The 21,363-nt window shown below is 43.2% G+C and carries 17 protein-coding genes and 2 pseudogenes; 7 read left to right on the top strand and 12 right to left on the bottom strand.

The features are described from left to right. Window positions 1-71: 71 nt before the first annotated feature. Entirely contained in the window at window positions 72-602 is a 531-nt protein-coding gene (locus tag VTH8203_RS07165; protein ID WP_096993048.1) for a hypothetical protein, read from the bottom strand. After that, complete coding sequence (mobI, locus tag VTH8203_RS07160) at window positions 599-1,186, bottom strand: conjugative transfer protein MobI(A/C) (RefSeq protein ID WP_096993047.1); 588 nt, start codon at window positions 1,184-1,186, stop codon at window positions 599-601. The genes VTH8203_RS07165 and mobI overlap by 4 nt, the downstream gene beginning before the upstream one ends. 599 nt (window positions 1,187-1,785) lie before the next feature. Here mobI and VTH8203_RS07155 point away from each other — a divergent pair. Both VTH8203_RS07155 and VTH8203_RS07150 read left to right on the top strand, forming a co-directional pair. After that, window positions 1,786-2,382: a hypothetical protein gene (locus VTH8203_RS07155; RefSeq protein ID WP_096993046.1), complete on the top strand. Its 597-nt coding sequence runs from the start codon at window positions 1,786-1,788 to the stop codon at window positions 2,380-2,382. Between the two features lie 5 nt (window positions 2,383-2,387). After that, complete coding sequence (locus VTH8203_RS07150; protein WP_096993045.1) at window positions 2,388-3,476, top strand: helix-turn-helix domain-containing protein; 1,089 nt, start codon at window positions 2,388-2,390, stop codon at window positions 3,474-3,476. A gap of 73 nt (window positions 3,477-3,549) precedes the next feature. Here the strand turns inward: VTH8203_RS07150 and VTH8203_RS07145 are convergent. The 10 genes and pseudogenes from VTH8203_RS07145 to VTH8203_RS07100 form a co-directional block, all read right to left on the bottom strand. Then, window positions 3,550-3,801: pseudogene (locus VTH8203_RS07145) on the bottom strand (hypothetical protein); the annotation flags it as partial. A 48-nt stretch (window positions 3,802-3,849) separates the two neighbouring features. Further along, window positions 3,850-4,129, bottom strand: a pseudogene (locus VTH8203_RS07140) (ATP-binding protein); the annotation flags it as partial. Between the two features lie 277 nt (window positions 4,130-4,406). Then, a complete protein-coding gene (locus VTH8203_RS07135) occupies window positions 4,407-5,558 on the bottom strand; it encodes a hypothetical protein (protein ID WP_096993044.1) in 1,152 nt (383 codons plus the stop codon). Next, on the bottom strand, window positions 5,558-7,276 hold the full coding sequence (locus VTH8203_RS07130) for an AAA family ATPase (protein WP_096993043.1): 1,719 nt from the start codon (window positions 7,274-7,276) through the stop codon (window positions 5,558-5,560). The genes VTH8203_RS07135 and VTH8203_RS07130 overlap by 1 nt, the downstream gene beginning before the upstream one ends. Window positions 7,277-7,594: 318 nt before the next feature. Further along, on the bottom strand, window positions 7,595-8,092 hold the full coding sequence (locus VTH8203_RS07125) for a hypothetical protein (protein WP_096993042.1): 498 nt from the start codon (window positions 8,090-8,092) through the stop codon (window positions 7,595-7,597). Next, window positions 8,089-8,793, bottom strand: a complete 705-nt coding sequence (locus VTH8203_RS07120; RefSeq protein WP_096993041.1) for a DUF3800 domain-containing protein — start codon at window positions 8,791-8,793, stop codon at window positions 8,089-8,091. Before VTH8203_RS07120 ends, VTH8203_RS07125 begins: the two co-directional genes overlap by 4 nt. An 8-nt stretch (window positions 8,794-8,801) precedes the next feature. Continuing rightward, window positions 8,802-10,265, bottom strand: coding sequence for a restriction endonuclease subunit S (locus tag VTH8203_RS07115; protein WP_096993040.1), 1,464 nt, complete (start codon window positions 10,263-10,265; stop codon window positions 8,802-8,804). A gap of 2 nt (window positions 10,266-10,267) precedes the next feature. Next, window positions 10,268-11,815, bottom strand: a complete 1,548-nt coding sequence (locus VTH8203_RS07110; RefSeq protein ID WP_096993039.1) for a class I SAM-dependent DNA methyltransferase — start codon at window positions 11,813-11,815, stop codon at window positions 10,268-10,270. A 66-nt stretch (window positions 11,816-11,881) separates the two neighbouring features. Then, the gene (gene hsdR, locus VTH8203_RS07105; RefSeq protein WP_096993038.1) at window positions 11,882-15,397 is read right to left on the bottom strand and encodes a type I restriction-modification system endonuclease; all 3,516 of its coding nucleotides are present in this window, start codon (window positions 15,395-15,397) and stop codon (window positions 11,882-11,884) included. A 45-nt stretch (window positions 15,398-15,442) separates the two neighbouring features. Beyond that, window positions 15,443-15,658, bottom strand: a complete 216-nt coding sequence (locus tag VTH8203_RS07100; protein ID WP_096993037.1) for a helix-turn-helix domain-containing protein — start codon at window positions 15,656-15,658, stop codon at window positions 15,443-15,445. Between the two features lie 607 nt (window positions 15,659-16,265). On the opposite strand from VTH8203_RS07100, the gene VTH8203_RS07095 reads away from it, so the two are divergent. The 5 genes from VTH8203_RS07095 to VTH8203_RS07075 all read left to right on the top strand — a co-directional run bounded on the left by VTH8203_RS07095 (window position 16,266) and on the right by VTH8203_RS07075 (window position 21,185). Beyond that, window positions 16,266-17,960 (top strand): DUF927 domain-containing protein, encoded by a 1,695-nt coding sequence (locus tag VTH8203_RS07095; RefSeq protein ID WP_096993036.1) that lies wholly within the window; start codon window positions 16,266-16,268, stop codon window positions 17,958-17,960. Next, complete coding sequence (locus VTH8203_RS07090; protein WP_000623305.1) at window positions 17,957-18,241, top strand: helix-turn-helix domain-containing protein; 285 nt, start codon at window positions 17,957-17,959, stop codon at window positions 18,239-18,241. The genes VTH8203_RS07095 and VTH8203_RS07090 overlap by 4 nt, the downstream gene beginning before the upstream one ends. After that, window positions 18,242-18,466 (top strand): hypothetical protein, encoded by a 225-nt coding sequence (locus VTH8203_RS07085; protein WP_096993035.1) that lies wholly within the window; start codon window positions 18,242-18,244, stop codon window positions 18,464-18,466. Between the two features lie 174 nt (window positions 18,467-18,640). Next, window positions 18,641-19,702, top strand: a complete 1,062-nt coding sequence (locus VTH8203_RS07080) for a polysaccharide pyruvyl transferase family protein (protein WP_096993034.1) — start codon at window positions 18,641-18,643, stop codon at window positions 19,700-19,702. A 274-nt stretch (window positions 19,703-19,976) separates the two neighbouring features. Continuing rightward, window positions 19,977-21,185: a sulfatase-like hydrolase/transferase gene (locus VTH8203_RS07075; RefSeq protein WP_158296074.1), complete on the top strand. Its 1,209-nt coding sequence runs from the start codon at window positions 19,977-19,979 to the stop codon at window positions 21,183-21,185. Window positions 21,186-21,363: the final 178 nt, after the last annotated feature.

Raw genomic sequence — 21,363 nt, 5'->3', positions numbered from 1 at the left:
GCTAAAAGCAACAAAAAAGCCTTCCCAACAAGTCTGGCAAGGCTTAATAAAATATCAACCAAGATTATGATTTAATTAACTTTGTTTCGAACAAACATTTCAATCTTATCTACAGGATATACAAGCTGTAATAGCTTCTTCTCAAATTCTGAAATAAAGTCTGCACGCACTTTCATTTCCTCTATTTGTAGGCATATGTGGTAATACATTTGCCGTTCCCAGTTAGCGACGTTACTCATCCTTTTTTGCTTTAGAATGTTACCTGTTAACATTTCTAGCTTTGCTGGTTTGTCCCTATTAAAAACTATAACTTTAAACCATTGAAAGTTAGGCAGGTTATCCTCGATATACACGGTAAAGACAAACCGAAACGGTTCCTGTCCGGAGTGCTCTTTCTTTAATTTATCCCTGTAATTGTTGAATGACTCTTCCAGAAAGAAAGCTGAGCGTTTTAAATCACGTCGCTGTACGATTAACTCATCTTTCATTTTCGAAATGTACGTAGATAACAATACAGAATCATGGATATTGGTCGTTAGGCTATTTAGATCAACTTGAATATCTTTATCAAAAATACCGACTAATGGGTCTTCTAAACTCATTTGGGCTCCTCCATCAACTCAAAATGATCTCGCAGCTTGATAAAACGACGCTGACACATTTCAACTTTTTTTCTGATGTTATCCATCTCATGCCGGATCTCTCGAAGCAGCTGAAAAGCATCTTCACAATAATCAATCTGAACCTTTTCCCAATCTTGAGCTTTAGAAAAACTGCTTGGGCGATAGCGACTACCTGGCCCCTTCGGAATATGTACTGACCTAACTTTTTGGTGTTTGTTTTTTCTGCGCTTCATGTCTTCTTCATCAAGAAAAACATTTAGATACCATGAGGCCTCAAACTTATTATCTTTAACCCTCACACGGCAGCCAAACCGTCCAGGTACTTCCGAAATGTCAGGTGAGCGATAATGTCGGTTAAAACGCCAAAAATTACTAGCGAAACAACTAGCCATAAATTCGAGTCGAAATGGCTCTTGGCGTGTAATCTTAATAATTTCGTCGAGGAGCATTTCCGACTGGCTCAGAGCCTTCTCAAAATACTCTGACTCATTAAATTCATCACGGTAATGGGCTAACTGATGCCAATTAAACGCTAATCTATCCTGCTCAATGTAGTCTTGCATAATAAGCCTCCTTCTGTATGACTGCTACGAGCTACAGTCTACCGAGACTTTCTATTTCGGTTGCACTCTGGAAATGCCCATTCTGGACAGTTTGAGAGACTTTTAGTTTCAATGCCCCAATAATAATGCTGCACATTGATAGAACCCCCTTACCGGAACCTAACCAGTCACTTTCCAATAAACTATCTAATGTGGGGCCTCGGTGATTACTTTCACCAAAAATAGTAGTAACGCTCTGGGGCTGCTAGATTTTGTTTCTAGAGCTATGTGGGACCTTGGAAATCAAAGCTGAAGCGGATGGAACATTAACTGGTATTATCCAAACTTATGTGGGGCTTTGTCTGCAAGTTTTCGATAGCACTTCTGACTTTCACATGTGAAAGTCCCATACCTATACCTAGTACTGTTTAATTCTGAAAATCACCTAAAAACGACTTCTCAATACAGGTTATCAACTCGTAAGCACAACAAGAAATCCAAAAGCTACCTAGTGGTTGCTTTTTGGTAACCACCCTGGTTGACAAAAACAAAAAAAGGCATAGAATGAGTTTACATTTCACAACTTTTGCATAATTTAACCCAGCATACGGATAGAACGAATGACCAAAAAACCTGAATTTTATGCTCCAGACCTAACGGAAGAACGCTTGCACATATTGAGTGAAAACCTACTCGATGTGCTCGATGAGGCCCATCATTACTCAGAAAGTCCCAATGCGACGGCCTGGTTTAAAGGCACTGCAAATTATGGTTTACCACAGGGAATGCTAATCCGTATGCACTCAGACAGTGCTTATCCATGGCTCACACTTGCCAACCAAACAATGGATTACACTGCTAGAGTTGGAAACACTCTTGTTCAATTTGTTGTAGATGACCCTCACTCACCTCGCAAGCAACATCGCCTTAAACGCAATGCTGTTGAAAAGCATCAAATATCTCTTGAATTAGAGGAAGACTATGTTGATACCCCATTGATTTGGCGATTTTACTTAAATCCTATATCTAATGGTGTTGATTATTCCCCATCTATTTCTTTGTTGGGTTTCAACGGCAATAGCAACGTTATATGCAGTTGGGAATACGACACAGTTGTAACTGGTCCAGTTATTACAGACAAACCAGAGTCGGTTGAAATTGATGAGCCATTATTGGTTCGTAAAAAGAAAGTACAAAAAAAGGTCTCTGATGAGTAAAAGAAATGATTTATCAAGCTGTTAATCGTTTTAACGGCGAGCAACTAAAATTGGCGCGAGTAGCTGCTGGTCTATCGCTAGCAGATGTAGGAGAAGCTTTACAGGTAACAAGACAATATGCGTCTAGGCTAGAAAACAATGCTTCTCCATCGGATGCACAAATAGAACTTCTTAGTAGTCTTCTTTCGGTCCATACAAGCTTCTTCTTTAGGCCAAGAGCAAAGACCATTGAAGCTGAACAATGCCATTTTAGAAGCTTGAGATCGTCAACTCAGACGCTCAAAAAAACAATAATGGCTCAAGTAGAAATGCTTGATAGTCATTTTGTTTCTGCTACAGAAGATGAAGTGGGCTTTCCGGAAGTAAGCATTTTTTCAGCAGAAGATCATGAGTTCAGGTCGGTGAAAGATATTGAGCTTCTCGCTGAACGCGCAAGAAAAGAGTTCGGTCTTGGCTTAGGCCCGATATCTAACATGATAAAATTGCTAGAGAAACTAGGTTGTATTGTTGTCAATCTTGCTGATGCTGATGAACGCATTGACGCATTCTCTATATATACGTCTCGTCCATTAATCGTAAGAAATACAACGAAACAGAGTCCAGGTAGGCTCCGATTTGATTTTGCACACGAGTTAGGCCATCTCATTATGCACCAAGGTATTGAGACAGGTTGTCGAACCACTGAACAACAAGCCAATAACTTTGCTAGCGCATTTTTAATGCCAAGAAGCTCTTTCGTCGCAGAGTTTCCAAGAGTAAGAGGCTCATACTTTAATTGGGATGCGCTTGTTGAAATGAAAGTTCGATGGGGCGTCAGCCTTAAGGCAATTCTATATAGAGCAAAAGCTCTCGGACTGATAACTAGTGACAAAGCTAAATCAGGTTATATCTACCTCTCAAGAAATGGCTTTGCAAAGGTTGAAAGAGGAGATGAACTGATGAATATAGAGCACCCTATGATGCTTCAAAGAGCTATAGAATTACTAGATATTCACACTCTTGAAAACCTTATCGCTAATAGTGGTTTAAGCCGACAGCTTTTGAAGGAGCGTTACAGTCTAATGTTACCCCCTCCACCTTTACGTTCCGTTTAAACTATCTTAAATGGCCAACTAGTAACCCATCTTAAGGGACACCGATTGGCCATTTAACAATCCATATAGAAAATTAGTTCAAATAATCAAAGGCCAACTCACTTTCGAAAAGCGATTTAGCATTATCTGAATCTAAAACTTGTTTTCTCACCGTTGGCTCCATGAGAGCTAACACCTTTAACTTCCCATTAAAGGCCGCAACAGACTCTATTCGACGATATTTCCCTGCATGCTTCTCTGCATATTCAGCAAGTCCCTTCAACTTAGGCAAGGCATCGCTTAAATGCAAGCTATGTGGATCGACGATATCAACTGCGATCGTTCCGTCAGGCTTTCTCGCGTATGAGACGTCAACTAACTTGTCCGGTCGGCGTCAATTAACTTGGCCAGTATTTGAGTTTACTTTCATTGCTTGTTTTTTGCGGTACCTTTCTCTTTCAATTTTATAAATATCACTGTGGTGAACAAGTCGATCTATAGCGGCAACTGTCATCATGTTATCGCCGAATATACGATCCCATTCACTAAAGGCTTGGTTTGATGTGATCAATAAACTGCCTCGTTCGTATCGGTGTGCGATCAGTTCGAACTGCACTTGGCTTTCACTATCACTCTTTTTTGACGTAGCCGATATCGTCCAGTATCAGCAATTCATCCAAGGCACCTATAGAAAAATAGCTTTTTCTAATAGTAATAACGGGACCTTTCCAATTCCTTTCCAGATAACTATCTTTTTTAGGACTCTTCGCTTCGTTCTCCATGAAAATAGCCGTTACCTCTAATGGGACAAGTGGCGATAAATTCCCTATTCTTTGGGACTACGATACGTAACCTTTAAGCGCAATGGGACTTACCGTTAAGCTAGCCAATAAGTTTTGGGGCCTTTACCTGCACTTTCACATGTGAAAGTTCCCCTCCAAGGGGAGTTTGCTAAAAACCAAACTCCGCCAACAGGTCACCATCATTAGCGACTGTTTGCTTCCATTCAATCAGTGACCAAACATCACGCAAGTATCCCTGATCTTTATTAGCTAAGAATTCATAAACTCGATACCACCAAAACCGCCACTCAGCTTTCTTAACATCCAAGGGAAACCGCTGGGTATGCCGGTTTAACTGGTTGCAAAAATCATTAAAGTCCTGTGGCATCAAGTCCGAGGCAACCCGTTCACAAAAGTGAGTTATAACATGCTCTTCAACTCGGCTATGAACTTGATAAACCTCTTTCCAAACACTGATTTTGGCAGCGATATCAGCGGGCGCGGTGGGAAACGTAACTGTAGCCGAAGCTATTGGGTCCTGCCAATCTCCACCATGCAGTTCAGCTAACCCTCTAAAACTAGGCTCTATACAAGCATACTGATGGCATGACTCTTGTGATGGTGGCAAGGGATAAAAAGCCGTTCGGCGTTGTTCTTGAGAACCGACAAGTACGTTCTTCGCCCCTTTTGCCTTACTGTTACAGATATGGCAAGTAGGGATGAAGTTTCCAGGGTGAGCCGTGTAAATCGGGTATTTATCTTTGCAAAGCACATGGTCGTAATCGGCTCGCCATTGCTCATCATCATCTAAGTTTGTTCTATCTTGCGACAGTAGTGAGGTACCACATAAAAAGCACAATTGGGAATTATTGTTTTCACGCCTAAACTCTTGAAAGTGTTGCTCTATCGAACTATCAGCCTGTTGCTTTGCTCCAGATAAATCTTTAGTCCGAGTGAATAAATGGGATGTCAGAGACTTAAACACTTCAAATAAGCTATCCTCTAACTCTGGTAGTGGAGCAGCTAAATCATCAAAATACACTGTGATATCTTGGGAGTTTTGAACAAGTTCAAATAATTCACGTCGAGTCTGTTGTTCTAAAGGCTCTAAAGCAAGCCATAGCGCTTCAAACTTTTCTTTCGTAGCCTTATTGCTCCAACAGACACTTATTGTTTGTTGACCGTCATGTTGGTACTGAGAAAACAGATCTTGATTGAAGCTGTTCGCCTGAACAGCGGCCTCTAAGAAATGCAAAAGCTCACTATTTAGTACCTCAAAAACACGGCACTGAGGGGTATTGGGATTCAATGGAAACAACATTAGCTTTGCAACTTCCTTAGCAAGTAGGCTTTTTCCATCGAGTCACCGAGATTTTCCTCAATCCACTCACGGGCAGCGGCTAGTGACTCAGGACGCTCATCCTTAGGTAGATATTCTTTTACAGCTTCGACAACTGTTTGAGAGATAAGGGAGCGCAAACCAAAGTGGTTTTTGATCAACACTTCAAAAGAAGCACCATAGGTTTGGCTGCCAACTGGCTCCATCTTGATAAGGCCTTCATCATCGCGCTCGAAGAACAGCACATCTTCTTTCTTCAGTGAGGACACCATAAATGGGGAGTGCGTTGATAAAAAGACCTGTGCTTGAGATTCGCCATTACCTGGAAGCACCATCGCCTTGCTTAGATGACTGTGGAAATACGTACGCCATGAGGGATTAAGATGGGTTTCCGGCTCATCGAATAAGAACAAGGTTCGCTCAGGACTAAAAATCCTTGTGGTGGCAAGAACTTCAATTAACTGTGCCTCACCATCTGATAAATCATCCAAGCATACAGTTCTGTCATTACCATCAGACAAAACTAACTCAGTGATCGATAACGGCAGTTTAGTCTTAAGCGGTTTTTTCACCGTTCCAAGAAAGTTGTCTTTCTGCAATTGCAATCGCGAAGCGTACTGTAAATTTTTAACGCCTAGCTGCTGCAACTTATAAAGCCGGCGAAATAACGTTATTGGGTCACCATAGTTCGATTCTCGCAGATCTGCTGCCACATTTTGATTTGTTAGGTCGAGGGTGATTTGTCCAGCAAGATACTCAAGCTCATAGGTATCGTATTGACTTGACGTAGCTTCTCTTCCGATAGGGTTAAAGCTACTTTCTCCTGCAATACGCATCAGCATCCTGATATCACGGATGGCATCCTCTTCAGCTACGCCGCCGCGAAAATCATACTGTAAAGTTATCCGAGTAGGATGCTTAAACGTCACCTCGCTCAATAAGCGCTCAACATCATCAACCGGAAGCACTGCCAAACAAGCGAGCATTAAGCCTGCGCTATCGTAGTCTAGGTAGATTGCTCGGCTAATCGGGGTATCTGCTTCCCGTAGAGCAAGATAGCCATCTTGATCAAATGCCTCCCCTTCTGTTGGAGAGAAAATATGCGGGTATTTATCTAGGTATTGCCGGTTAATTTCAGCATGTTGAAAGTCTTCAAGCTTGCCTGATAACTCCTTGCGGCGCCTAAGCCTAATACGTTGCACCTCAAAATACTGCACCGCATTTTTCATAAAGCTGCGTTGCAGGTTTTCATTTTGTCCTGATGAGTAACCCACAATGAACGGGAGCTCTAACTCCTCGATTCGAATTTCATTCCACGTACCTGCGAGCCAAACAAAAGCGCTAGGCTGCTTAGAAGTCTGGTCTAATATGACTTTGAACTTGGGGTTAGAAATACCTCCCGCCACCGCTAGCGGGCTACCGAACTCCATTCCAGGGCTACCTGCACTATGATCCGTGGTTCCGCCTAACTGGTACGTTAGTTCGAAGCCAAAGCCAAGTGGCGTTTTCACCTTAAAGTCGCTGCGTTGAGTACGCTCTAGAAACGCAAATGCCTCGGCGATCAACTCTAATAGCTGTGACTTACCAGAGCCGTTGAGCCCGATCAAGGCTACGATATTGCCTTGAGTACAATGAAAATCAAAGTACTGATTTTTAAGGCCCTTATATCGACCATCCAGTTTTAATGAGAGTAGCCTCACAACATCGTATCCTTTTCAGTGGCTATCTCTAGCCTCACTACAAAACACTAGATGCATCGCCCAGTGTGGTAAATATCGCTTTAATTTTTACCAAACAACCCACTATACTAAGTGCAAGTGGATTGGGAGTGCCCGGTCGGCGTTGGAACCTCGGTGAGTACATCGAGGTTTTTCGCTATCTATAGGTAGAGGTAGGTAAAATTTTCTTGCTAATCTGCCCCATTAACGGCTAAACTCCTCTTATCTCATCCACCATCCTCACGGTGTCAGCGTGGAAGGAGTTACGGCTCCGCCCGGTAACGGGCGAGGCTAGCTTCCCTAAAAAGTCTCGTGTTTATTTCTTTCCCAGCGCTTATTTAACTTCAATTTTTGATGAGTTCTTTGCACTGTATAAGCCGTCCAAGGTAAAACATAATCTTGTCGCTTATTGAGCACGACTAAATACTCTTCAGCTTCATGCCAAATATGAATCCGCTTGTCTGAACCGCGTTTTTCAACCCAAACTTTTAGTGCTGTGTCAGTGTCATTTTCAATATGAGGGCGAGGCCAAGCAATTCGCTCACAACGTCTCAGATCAGGCTCGCGCTCAGCTTCAACACTACCTTCACTTATCATGTGCCAAAAAGTAGCAGATTTTCCATCATATTCAGGATGGCGCTTTAAACCTAATCGTTGTCCTCGAAAGTACGGCTTATCATCAACAAAGTCAGCACAGAAAAGTCGATAAACTTCGTCAAAGTAGTGCTGCCAATTGCCATTGAAATCCTGCAAACAAACTAACTCAGGCAACCAATCTGGCAAGGTGCTCTGTGTCATTCTCCACCTCCATTCCAAATCAACAAGTTGAATTTGGCCTCACGCATTAAGGTATTACATGTTAGGCGATATCCACTTCTTTGCTTTATTCTTTCAATTAATTTGAGCTTCGCTGCATTTGTCGACAAATCGCGATGCAAGTAAGACAACGCACCGATCAGCAAATCTGCCACCTGCAACTGCTCGGATTCATGGGAGTGGATTTGTTGTACCCTTTCTATAACCTCACGTGAAAAGTCGTATGAGTTGTGACAGAGCACATCATGGAGTTTTTTTATTTTATCAGCTCCGATTGTATCTTTTATATCCAAATACACTCGATACTTCGCTTGCGGGTCGAAGATCACCTTAAGCATGGTGAAGTACATTTTGTAGTACCAGTCGTCATGCGTTTGCCCCCAAGCCTCATGATTTAACTGCGCTTTGTCGGGTACAATCAAACCCCGAAAATTAAAGTCATCATCATCAAAGAAGTAATCAATAATCTCCATGTAAAAGGGCAACTTTGCTTGGCTAACTTTTGTCCACTTAATTTCAAAGTCTTTACCCAAGCCATGTTTAACCTTAATTTCTCGCACTCGTTGGCTTATCTCTTGGCGCTTACTAGCAGGGCACCAAATGCCGCCCAAAACCATTGCCCGCTGCCCATCATTTTCCAAATGGCAAGATTCATCACAATATACGTTATAAATTTCGCTCATTGCTCCCCCTATTTCCGTGACTTCTTGAGTGACTTTAGCGCAGCACGCTCAGCTTTAATTTTTTCAAGCAATGCCTCGGCAGAGTTCTCGCCTGAGACCAACTCAGGATTATCTTTGCGCCATTGCTCGGTTAGTTCACCTCGAAATGCTTTAGCAAGAATTGACTGAGTGAGATTGTTGACCCGCTCTAATGCTTGGTTGACTTGTGATTCGATGGCATTAGCACTAGCAAAAAGCGTCTCGACACGGTGAGTAATTTCTTTTTGTTCTGAATATGTAGGAAAAGGGACAGGTAAACTTCGAAACTTAGCTGCTTTAATACCCTTCGCCGCAGAGCCTGTAGCATTTAGCTCCACTAACTTTTGGAAAGCACTTGTTAACATATAGTAATAATGAAATTTAGTACTCAAATTACCATACGGCTGGAGTGTCAAAGTTCTTTGAGCCAACGCAATATCTTCTCCTATTGTGTTGATTGCGGTACATCCCATAGTATGTCCTTCCGTTACAAAGAAGATATCTCCAAGCTTTGAAAAACCTCTCGTCATCCAATTCTTAAAGTCATTTTCACTCAAGTACTCTACAGGATCGTTAGATATGAATCCCATTTTGATATTCTTGGCTGTATACAGCCGTTTTCCACTATCGGATTTTTTAGGTGTTTTACCTCGATAGTCTATGAATTTATATAACTTAGAAAAAGTTGATACTTTCCATTCTTTTGGGAAACTGTCTACAACTATTTCATGGTTCGATGTCACTTCAGCTTTCTTTGGTTTATCCGTATTAAGAGATTCTTCGGTAGATAAATCTGAGCCAGAGTATTCTAAAGCACTCTCTCTCCAGGTCTCAGTCAACTTACCACTCACTGCTGCAGCCAAGACCGATTGACGGAATTGCTTGAGTGTTTCAAGCGTATTCTCTAAACGAGCTTTGGTCGCTTCAACTTGCGCTAGCAGGTTGCCCAACTTTTCGGCAATGACTTTTTGTTCAGCTATTGGGATCATCGGAGCATCAAAGCTTTCAACAAAGGCTCTTGGTACACGTCGTAGGCCAACTGCCCCAGTCATATTTGCCGCACCATCATTCGCAAATTTTTGTGTTTTGATTAGTGCAAATAAAATCTCAGGCAAGAAGTAAGGAGTATGAGGTCTTAAGACATAAAACTCCGAGCTTCCTGCACCTATACCATTGGGCAACCCATCAACAATAGCTGCTTTACCATTTTCAAAACAAGGTGTTACCTTGGCAAAGAGAACATCTCCGTTTTGAAAGTTAGTGTAAGACTTCTTGATTTCTTTCCAGTGTTTCTCTTCATAACGCAATGAATCAGAAAATGAAGCCGGAGCTAAGGCCATTGGTACAAATCCAGATATTGTATCTGGTTCTGCATCTATTTTTTTGGGATTAACTTGGGCAACATCAGAGATTGAACAAGCTACCCAGTCAGATGGAAAATTAATTTCTGACATGACTATGCTTCCTCGCCCAGTTCTGCAAGCAAGTTGTCAATCTCAGCCAAAGCATCATTCAATTGTTGCTTGGCTTCTTTTGCCAACACACTAGGCTCAGGAAGGCTTGAGGCATCGACACTGTCTTTGTCTTTTAACCAAATGATATCTAGAGAATCACCTTTATTTTGGTAAATCCAATCACGGCTAAAACAACGCCAACGGCTGTGCGCTAAATCGTTATCAACATTTTTGTTTTCTTTGCTAGCGGACTTATCGACTTCAATTTCAAACGCATCGAATGACCATTCCCCCTCTTGGCGCAGACTTTGATCATTGGCATCCTCACCATAAACCTTTTCAAAAGGTACAAGGTGACTGTCATTAAATGGATTGCGCTTACCAAAGCTAGGCATATTGGTACGAAGATCGTATACCCAAACGTTTTCTGTGCAGCCTTCTTCTTGCAACTTGTCCTTTGCGCTGCCTTTGGTGAAAAAGAGCACATTGGTTTTAACGCCTTGGGCATAGAAAATGCCGGTTGGTAGCCGCAGAATAGTGTGCAGGTTGCATTTGTTCATTAAATCGCGGCGGATATCGGTACCGACACCAGATTCAAATAGCACGTTATCAGGTAGCACCACGGCTGCACGGCCGCCTGGCTTTAGGTTGCGATAAATATGCTGCAAAAACGCTAGTTGCTTATTGCTGGTTGGATAGGTTAAATCATCACGGGTAATGGATGCTTCACCTCCCTTACTGGTACCAAAAGGAGGGTTGGCGAGGATAATATCGGCTTTCTCTAAACTCGCACCAATCTGGCCCAGCGCGTTACCTAAATGCACCACGCCTTCGTCGTCACCTTCCATGCCATGCAGTAAGCAATTCATCAGCGCTAGGCGACGAGTAGATGGCACTAACTCAACCCCAATAAACGCTTTGTTCTTTTGGAATGCCTGCTGTTTTGCATCTAAGTCAAAGTAATCATCGGTCTGATCTTTCATGTAGCGGTCAGCGGCAATCAAGAAGCCTGCGGTACCTGCTGCTGGATCTTGGATCACTTCTCCAGGCTGAGGTTGAATGCAGCGCACCATAGAATCAATCAAAGCACGTGGCGTGAAATACTGTCCTGCACCTGATTTGGTTTCATTCGCGTTCTTTTGCAGTAAGCCTTCATAAAGGTTACCTAGACCATCTTTCTCATCACTAAACCAGTCTTTGATTTGATCCAGAGATTTCACTAATTGCTCAAGGTGGCGCGGCTCACGTAAACGGGTTTGCGCATCGGCATAGATGGCGCTAATCAAAGGGTCACTGTCTTTAGACAGGTCTAACAGCATCTGCTTATAGTGGTTCAGCAGGTTCAGACCAGATTTACTGTTCAGATCAGTCCAACGACATCCCTCTGGCAAAGTATGTTTATCTAACGTTTCTGCTTCAGTGTTCTCATGCACCATCTTAATAAACAGCAGTAGTACTAGCTCGGTGACATAGTCCGAATAGTTAATGCCATCATCACGCAGAACGTCACAAAGGTTCCACAGCTTTTGTACGATATTATCGTTAGTCATCTTATACTTCCTATTTTGCCTAGTTACGCCATTACATTTGGCGAAGGCATTTATTTTGTTTCGGGTTTAGCTTGCGACCTGAGTTGGCCACATCGCTTCACTTAACTCAGCCAGTACGGTGTCTAGCTGGTTCACTAAAATTTTATCCAATTGCTTGGCTCCACCATGTTCAGCAAAGCGTTGGTTGACAAATTCACGATCGACAATGACTTCATGCACCAACTGCTTAGCTAAGCGCTCCAGCCACTTACGCTGGGCTGGCATCCATTGATGTGTGGTGTAAATACGATCCATTGCTTGAGCAACGCGCTGCTCAAATGGCACTAACGGCTCACCAAAGGCAGCACGACGAATATGACCGATAATGCTAGCTGCAATGTCTTGGCTGGTTTGATTGCGTACCGCGCTTTGCAGTTTAGCTTCAGAGTAACCAGCACCATCAAGTAACAAGCGAACCTCTTTAAGTTGCTCGCGAGTAAGATCGCGGGGCTTGTTTACAACCACAGCCAAGGCCGCCGACTGATTTAACTGCTCTTTGATGAATAGGTTAAAGCTATCGAGGTAATCTTCCGGGCGCTGGTATGCGCCATAGCTTTGAGTACGATCTCGGATTTCATCTTCATGATCTGAAATCACTGGTTTTCTTTCGCTACCGATTAGCAGTGATACCTCAGCTAATTGATTGAGTAAGCCGCTTTGTTGGATCACAAACTGTGCAGCCTGTTTAGGCCCCAGTTGGTGCAAGTGCTTATGCAGCAGCTTAGGCTCAACTCCCCACATCTCTTGCAGCTCATCCAGCTTCTTCTTAAGCTCAGGCTTAAACTCCGCCTTCTTCTCCGCTTTACGTAGAACACGCATCAGTTTCTGGCTGAGTTGACTTAGTACCACATCAGCGTGGGACTCTCCCTGCTGCTCACCCGGGCTACTTAGGGCTTGCTCCAACTTTTCAGGGTCGGTCAGCTCATCAACTAATTGCTCGATGGTGATATTGGGGTCTTTCACCAACGGCTTCATGGTGTTGACTTCACTTAGCGCAGCGTAAATATCTACCGGATCGTAGATGCGGAATACGGTTTTACCTATCTCGTCACAACGGCGGGTGGCACGGCCAACCATTTGCTCATAGAGGATGCGAGATTTTACCCGACGTAGGAAAACTAGGTTACAAATTTTTGGTACATCGATGCCGGTCGTCAGTAAGTCAACCGTAATAGCAATGTTGGGATAGCGTTCGTTTTTGTATTGACGAATTAACTGATCGACTTTGTCGCTTTGGCCCGTGATTTTAGCAACGGCAGCCTGATTGTACTCGCCGTTATAGAGTTCTTTGAAGGCATCATCCAGCAAGCGCTTAACCATATCAGCATGAAGATCGGTGGCACAGAAGATCATGGTTTTTTCATCACCAAATGGGTCAAGCTCCTGCACCAGTTGCTCGCAAATCACCCGATTGAAATTTTCATTGATGACGCGACGGTTAAACGCATCGACCTCGAACTTCAGTTCATCTTCAAGTTCCGACGATTCTACTTCACCGGTTTGGGTGTTAATGGCAGAGACTTTCGCCCCTTTTTCAAACTCTATGCCCTTTTGAGTCAACAAAGTTTCATAGCGGATCGGGGGCTCATGATCGATCAACCAGTCATCGGCGACCGCCTCACGGTAGGAGTAGGTGTAAACCGGCTTACCGAAAATCTCGCTGGTGTGCTTAGCTGGGGTTGCAGTTAGCCCGACCTTGACCGCGTCAAAGTAATCCAAAACTCGGCGATAACTAGAGAGATACTGACTTGCATCCCTTGTTGCTAATTCACCCTCGGTCATTTCTTGATCTAGGGTGTAACCACGGTGCGCTTCGTCGACAATGATGCAATCAAATTGATCTACAGGTGGTGGGTTATCCGACATAAATATGCGCTTAACCATGGCCTGAACGGTGGCAACTTGCACCCGTGTTTCAGCTTCAGCAGCCATATCTCCCAATTCTGCGACATTGTAGATCTTGGAGAGAGTCTGGTTTTGCTCAAGTGGGGCTTCGTTGAATGAGTCTATGGCTTGCTGCCCAAGAGCTGTCCGGTCAACCAAAAATAGAATGCGCTTGAAACGCTCAGCCTTCAGGAATCGATACATTAAGCCAATGATTGTTCGGGTTTTACCGGTACCAGTCGCCATGGCCAGCAGTGCACTGCGAATATTTTGCGCCAAGGTGTTTTCTACGGCAGTGATTGCCTTTTCTTGGTAACTACGCAACTTTAGGTAAGCAAAACCTTCTTGCTGTAAGACTTGCTCTGCTTCTTGTTTACTTCGTTTCAGTAGGTCTAGCAGACCATCAGGCGTATGGAACTGCTGCAAAGCACGCTTAGTGTTGCTAGGCTCACGTACATCTCGGAACCAAGTGCCTGATTGCTCAGCAAGCTGTGGGATATATGGGCGACCGTTACAGGAGTAGACGAATGGTACTTTGTAGTGGCCATCGAGCTCGTCTGGCCATGCGACCGTTTGCCCTTCAATCTCCCATGCGCCTAGCATTTGTCCTTCGAGTTTAAAACCTTTGCTGTAGCGCTCTGCCTGCGGGATTTTACCCGCCACATTGGTGTTTTCTTTCTTTGCTTCGACTACCGCAATAGGTGTCAGGCCATGAAACAGCACATAATCTGCACGGCCTCCCTTGCCATTGTGCTTTGTTGGCCACTCAGAAATGGCCTTATTGACGCCTTTCTCTGGGCGAGCGCCATTTTTAAAGGTTTGCTCTTGGCTGTCGGCAGACCAACCGGCTTCGATTAGCTGCTGATCAATAAGAATTCGGGTAAGCTCTTCACTCAGAACAATCTGCTGACTGGCGCTACGAGTGTTACTGCTTACCTGCTGCTTTTGTGCCGCAGCAGCTTTTTCACCTTGTTGCTCAAGCTGTTTTTGTAGGTCTTGTAACTTGGATTCGTACTCTTTTTGCTGCTGTGATAGCGCCTGCTCATGCGCTTTTGCTTGTTCTGACAGTTGCTTTGACTCTTCATCCATCGCCAACGCAAGTGCTTCGTATTCGGCCTTTTCCCGATTAATCAGGTCATTAAATTGCTTGCTGGAGTCCAGCTCAACATTCGCTTGAGTCAGCTCGGCTTTTAGCTTCTCTATTTCCGATTGAAGTAAACGAAGATCGCTACTTGGATCTGACGGAGGTACGAAAGGTCCAGCTTTAAAGGCGGTACCTTGCTTACCGAAAGACTGATGGAACCATATCGAAAGAGCTCGTGCCACTTTTAGCCCATCAAGGGCTTCTTTATGCTGCGTTTTAAACTGATGAGTCGCTTTGTTGCCCTCAATACGTAAGGTATGGAAAAGCTCACGTACCACTGGCTCGAATTTAACTTCACGGTTGAGACGGTATAAAAGGTCGGCTTGGGTAGTTTTCTCATCAAACTCGATTCCGACCAATACTGCAATGTGTTGAGCCAACGCTTCGCCCAGTTGTCTGAGTTTGATTAACGTTGTATTGGGGTCGCTGGAAAAAACACGCTCAGCGCCAGAGGCTAGTTCAACAAAAAGTGGGTCGTGTTCTTTCAGAAAAACAAAGTTTGATGTTGTTTGCATTTTACCTTCCGTATCCTTACTTAATTCTTGGAACTAAAGCCAAATTCAAGCTTGCTCTTGAGTATTATCCCGCTCCAGCAGCTCTCCCACATTGCAATCAAATAGAACGCACAAGCGCTCAATAGCTTCCAAGTCCACTTTTTGGGCTGTTTCTTTATATAGCAGCGTGACTGTATTGCGACTAAGGCCCGTTTCACGGACAACGTCTGCAATACGCAGCTTACGTTCTCCCATTAAGCGAGCAAGATGACATCGAATCATATTTTCTATCCATATAGATGAAGTCATAAGGAACAGGATTTTATCACAAACTCGTTGCGATGAGAAAAAATGCAATTTGAAATGAAATTATGGCAGGCAAGATGAAACTCGCGTCAACTCACCGACCTCACTGAAAAGAACTCTAACTTGCTCTATCTGTACAGTGAGTGCGGCGGAAACTGTACCGACTTGTTCAAAACGGTACAGTTGGTCGGAGTGTCTAACTTCAATGCTTCTGGCTAAAAGCCCATAAAAATAATGACTTATGAAAACAATATTCTGAGAGTTATCTGAAACTGTACCGATATAGCGGTACAGTTAGAAAACGGTACACTTGCGACAACAGCTTCTAGTGCCCGTCTTTTCAATTAATTTCAGCGCTGCGCCATGACTTTCACATGTGAAAGCGTATCACTTTATGGTTATGTAATAGCCATTTCCCCCAAATCATCCCACCTCACTCTTAAAGTCACCGCCAAATAGCCCTGTTTGGACAGTTCCAGAGTGCTAATTATTCAGCTAGCACAGATACCATAATAATCGTCGACGAAATGAACTGAAATCAGCTGAAAACTAGTGCCGCGGCCTTTCAACTAAGGACAGACTTATGAACCAAACAGTTATAGCCAAAAAAATTGGCTTAGTCTTGGAACAGAAAGATAAGACTCCAATACTAATCGCTGGGCCAACCCATGTGAAAGCCTTTACTTATGATCCAACCTTTATGAAAGACTTCGGAGTACTTTTACAATGGACATCTCGATCAGGAAATGCTCACGAGCGCGTTTTCAAAATGAAAGATATTTTGGCTGATAGCGGAAAAAACATGCTTCAGTCATTAGCCGACACTGGATTATTTATTCACCACAAAGCAAAGTACTGGCACTTTATTCTCGACTACCTGATGAGTGAGAATCCAGAGAAAACAGTTGTAACCGTTGAAAAGACGGGTTGGTACTTTAGTCAATTTGTTTCACCAAGTTGGGTCGCTGGCTTCGGTGAGCAAGAGGTGATGTACAACGGTGATTCACCTGGTCAATTAAAATCCAATGGCACCTTTTTAGAGTGGCAAGATAACGTTGCCGCTCTCTGTCAGGATAATGCTTTGATGATTTTCACTTTGTGTGCGGCATTTGCAGCCCCCTTACTCGATAAACTCGACTGGGACTCGTTTATAATCCATTTCTTGGGTTCATCCAAAAATGGCAAAACAACATTAATTCGCTTATCAGCCTCTGTTTATTCTGACTACCAATATCGAGATACGTGGAGTAGCACAGCAAACGGGCTTGCAGGTCGCGCTAAGGATAGAAACTGCATGCTGGTTTTACTCGATGAGCTTCACCAAGCAGAACCTGAAGATGTTTCCAAAGTCATCTACCAAATAGGTAATGGTGTATCTAAACTGAGAGGTAATAAGGACGGTGGTTCGAGACCTCAGGATTACTGGAGTTTGATCGGGCTATCAACAGGTGAGGTTAGCCTTGAACAAAAGCTCGCAGAAGCAAACAAAAAACCACAAGCTGGCCAGTTGATGCGTTTTTTTCAGATCCCTCTTTTTCAGACTTTTGGTGTGTTTGAAAACCTACATGGTTCAGCGTCACCAAAAGAATTTGCAGAACGTATTGCCAAAGTTACGAAACAACAATTTGGTACGGCTTTGCAACCGTTCCTAAATCAGGTTTCAGCGATGCCAGACCTAGAACAAACCATTACCGCTCAAATCAAAGAAATTTCCCAAATTTGGATTGAGAACCTGCAAATCAATCCTAGTAATCAAGTTGCATTTGCTGCCGATCGATTTTCATTTCTAGCTGCTGTTGGGGAGCTCGCTATCGACCTAGGAGCCATACCTTGGGAAAAAGGTTCAGCCCAATTTGAAATAGGGAAAGTGTTTGAAGCATGGCTAGCCAACTACAGCGAAGAATTTGATTACGAGGAACGACATATTCGCGAGCAACTGCGCAAGTTTCTTCCCAAGAGCCAGTATTCAATCAAACCACAAGGTGCGGAGACTAATGTCGGATGGTGGAAATTGAACAGTCATGAATTGAGTTGGCATGTCCGCCGTGATGCTTTTAAAACTGGCCTAAAACTCGAATTTGATCATCAAGTTATTCAAGCCGCCATGATATTAAAAAAGCAAGGCTGGCTTCAGACTAACGAACCGTCACGAGGCACATTTAAAAGTAGCATTTCAGGGAAGGCAGAAAGGCACTTCAAACTACTTCCCAACCAAATCGCTAAAGACTTAAACATCAACATTGACTTCAGCCGCTTTCAACAAGGAGGTGAGGCATGATTTCCCACTTTCCCATTTCCCAAAAGGAACGAGCGGAAGCTAAAGCGCTTCTGGCAGATATCAAGACCGCAACAGAAGAACTCCGCACCTTGATCACATCGCAAAAGCAGTTTCTTAGTGCTGAAGAGACCGCCCAATACACTGGTTTGTCAGTTAAGTACATATATAAGCTGACCCATGCCAAGCAGATTCCGCACTACAAGCCAAATCGCAAACTGTACTTCAAGCGCGATGATCTCGACGCCTGGCTGATGTCCCACCGAGTAGAGGAGAAAAAGTAAATGCCTTATACTGAACCGACGTTGACACAAAGAGCAGAGATCTTGAACGCCTATGGTGAGTCAGAGCGCTTGGTGAGAGAAGCTGAGCGCAAGCAGATCACCTCGGTCAGCAATACCACATGGTGGAGACTAAGCCGAAAAGGCCAAGTTCCGGTAGCCAAGCAAGTTGGTACAACCAAGTCTTGGTTACTCTCCGATCTGCTGCTGTGGATGCAACATCAGTAAGTTAACCAAAATTTTTTTGGTGAGTATATCGGTGAGTAACAAATATTGATTACTCACCATAATTGATTGAAAGCATTGATTTAAAGGGCATTATCAATGCTATTCTGCGAGCAGATCCAAAATATCGAGTAATATTAGCTTAACGCTGAACCCTTAAATAAACAGGCATAGATAATGAAAAATGTAGTTTACTCCACCACACGTCAGTGGAATCCAGGAGATGAGTTTATCCTAATGGGTACTCAGTACTTACTTGAAAAGGTTATTGGTAAACACAATCCAATCATTTTTAACCGTAACCCACAGATTAGACGAGCTCGAAAGTACGATTTTATCAAAAAGATCGATAACACCTTAGGCAAAGACTTTGTTGAAAAGTTTTTAGATAACTCTGTAAAAGATCGCATGCCTATGGATTATGCCGATATTGCCGTCTTTGCAGGTTCGCCAGAATGGCGCGGTTTGAGAACAAGAAAACTCTATCGTTCGATTCTAGAATATGATGTACCAACCCTTTTTATGGGGCTAGGAACAAGCAGCCCAGTACATTTTGGCGATGAGAGCTTTTCTGAAGACGAACAAAAAGTGTTCAAAAAAGCAAAACTCATTACCTGCCGTGACAATGATAGCTACAACGGACTTAAAGAGATTGGTGGTCATCAATTACCTTGTCCAGCTCTATTCTCAAGTCGAGACTATAGAAAAGTAAACAAGGTTAAGAAGATCGGCATTCTGTATGGAACTGCAAGCGCAGTTGCTTGTAATAATGTCTCCCAAACAACCTACGATTTCATGATGAAGAATTACCGAGCAATTCTTGAAAAATATGGCACGGATTATGAAATCGAGTTTGTGGCTCATTACATTGACGAGTTATCCGAGTTTAAGAAAGATTTCCCTAACGAAACGCTGAGATACTCATTTGACGCTAAAGACTATCGAGACATCTTCTCAGAATATGACTTGATTATAGGCTATCGTGTTCATGGTATTGGTATGTGTGCTTCTCAAGGCACTCCAGGAATTATGATTGCACATGATCCTAGAGCAAGCACTGTTAAAGGTTTTCTGGCGGAAATGGTTGACCTGAATACAAGCACTGATGATTTCCTTAAACTTATCGACTCTACGATAGAGAATATTGCAGACAAGAGTGAAGCATTATTGAAACATCGACATAATGTCGAAGAGCAATATATTCAACTTTTGACTAAAGCAATAGGCACAGAGGCCTAACGCTTCTAAAAGCTCCTCTTAACCAAAACGCCCTGCATCACGTTGGGTGTTTTGGTTTATTGAATTTGATTTGTTTTGACAAAGATCGAGCGAATCTCATCTACCCTGATAAACTTAGAGGGCTTAATTTGCAAACACTCTCTATGCCGACGGACCTTTCCTCTCTTGCAATATTGTCACTCAGTGACTTTTGTAGCCTATTCTCCTTTGTTTTCACAAAATTCATATGAAACAAGAAAATATAAATATCCGACTCCACCCCATACATTGGCTGATGAAAGGAACGCTCTTCAGTGCTGCCACCCGCTCCATTTTAGTAGGCATAGTATTGCTTGTTGCTGAAGCGTTAGTCAGAGCTCACTACGATATTGTTCCGATCGGTGAACCTTACAATATTCCTTTGTTTGTTCTTATATTTGGATTACTGATCAGCTACTCTCGTTCTTGGCTTGCCGCTGGTATTTTGGGTGGATTCTTATTTGTCTCTTATGCAATCCAGCTCTTTAGTATCTCTAACTATGGCTATTTCATAACACCCATCAAACTCTGGTTATTATTTGAAAAATTTCTAGAAGTGCTGATCTCCGGTAAAGACGCTGCCAAAACGATGGGCGTGACTTTCTTCGCTATATTATTGGTCTTTTCAGGAATATTTTTGTTATTTCGTGGTCGCAAAAACATTAAGCACAAGAAACACTGGGTCAGTATTATTGCTGTGGCTGTCGTTTTGTTTTATCCAATCCGACAGACCATCAACCAATCAAATACCTTGGGTAGACTCCCAGCTATGTATCACTCGACCATCAAAAGTTCATTCTATACTTGGGGATATTTCGCCGCTCGCGTAGTGCCAGAAGAAGTGTTTGGACTTTCTCGAGTCAAACCATTTCAAAGTGACGCTCCTTCTCATGCCTCAAGCGGTAATGCTCATAATATCATCGTTATCATGGGTGAAAGTCTATCGTCCGAGTACATGAGTGTTTATGGCTATTCAGAACCGACGACTCCTTGGCTCGAGGAGCAATCAAAAAAAGCCAATCGCTTCATCGCTGAAGGCTATTCTGGCGGGCTCTTTACCGACGTTAGTCTTCCTTTCTTCTTCAACGCGATTGCCAAGCCCAATGGCGTAAAACAAATTGGTAGTGGCGACACCAATATCTTCCGACTGGCGAAAGAAAACGGCTACACTACTCACTTTTATTCAACGCAAGCAAACTATGGTTTAAGCCTAGTTTCTATGTTGGGTAGAGGTTGGATCGACCATTACGATGACTCTTACAGCATTACCAACAACAGTTATAAAGGTGTGTTGGATAGCGAACTTTTGAACTGGTTAGACGGCGTAGACCTCAATCAAAAGAATCTTATTATTCTTCATCAGACTGGGTCACACATGCCTTACGCGGAGCGAACGCCTGACAGCTACAAACCTTTTGGTTCTGACAGCGACTACGGCGTTTTTCAAGGTAGTTGTCGCCTTTAATTTTTTAAGCAGCTTCTTTCTGCCTTTCAGGATTTAGCTTAACTTCACCAACTTCATCCCAGTTTCTAGATTCGTTTGACCACCGCTGTGGGTTGGCTGCTCTCGCTTGTTTATAAAGCTCTTTGCGCTTAGCTAAGATGGTACTATCCTCTCCATTATGGCGTTGAACTGGGGTCAC

Origin of the sequence: Vibrio thalassae, assembly GCF_900089835.1 — a bacterium.
GTDB lineage: Bacteria > Pseudomonadota > Gammaproteobacteria > Enterobacterales > Vibrionaceae > Vibrio > Vibrio thalassae.
Note: the sequence above shows the minus strand (reverse complement) of the source record. Positions and strands in the feature narration are given on the sequence as shown.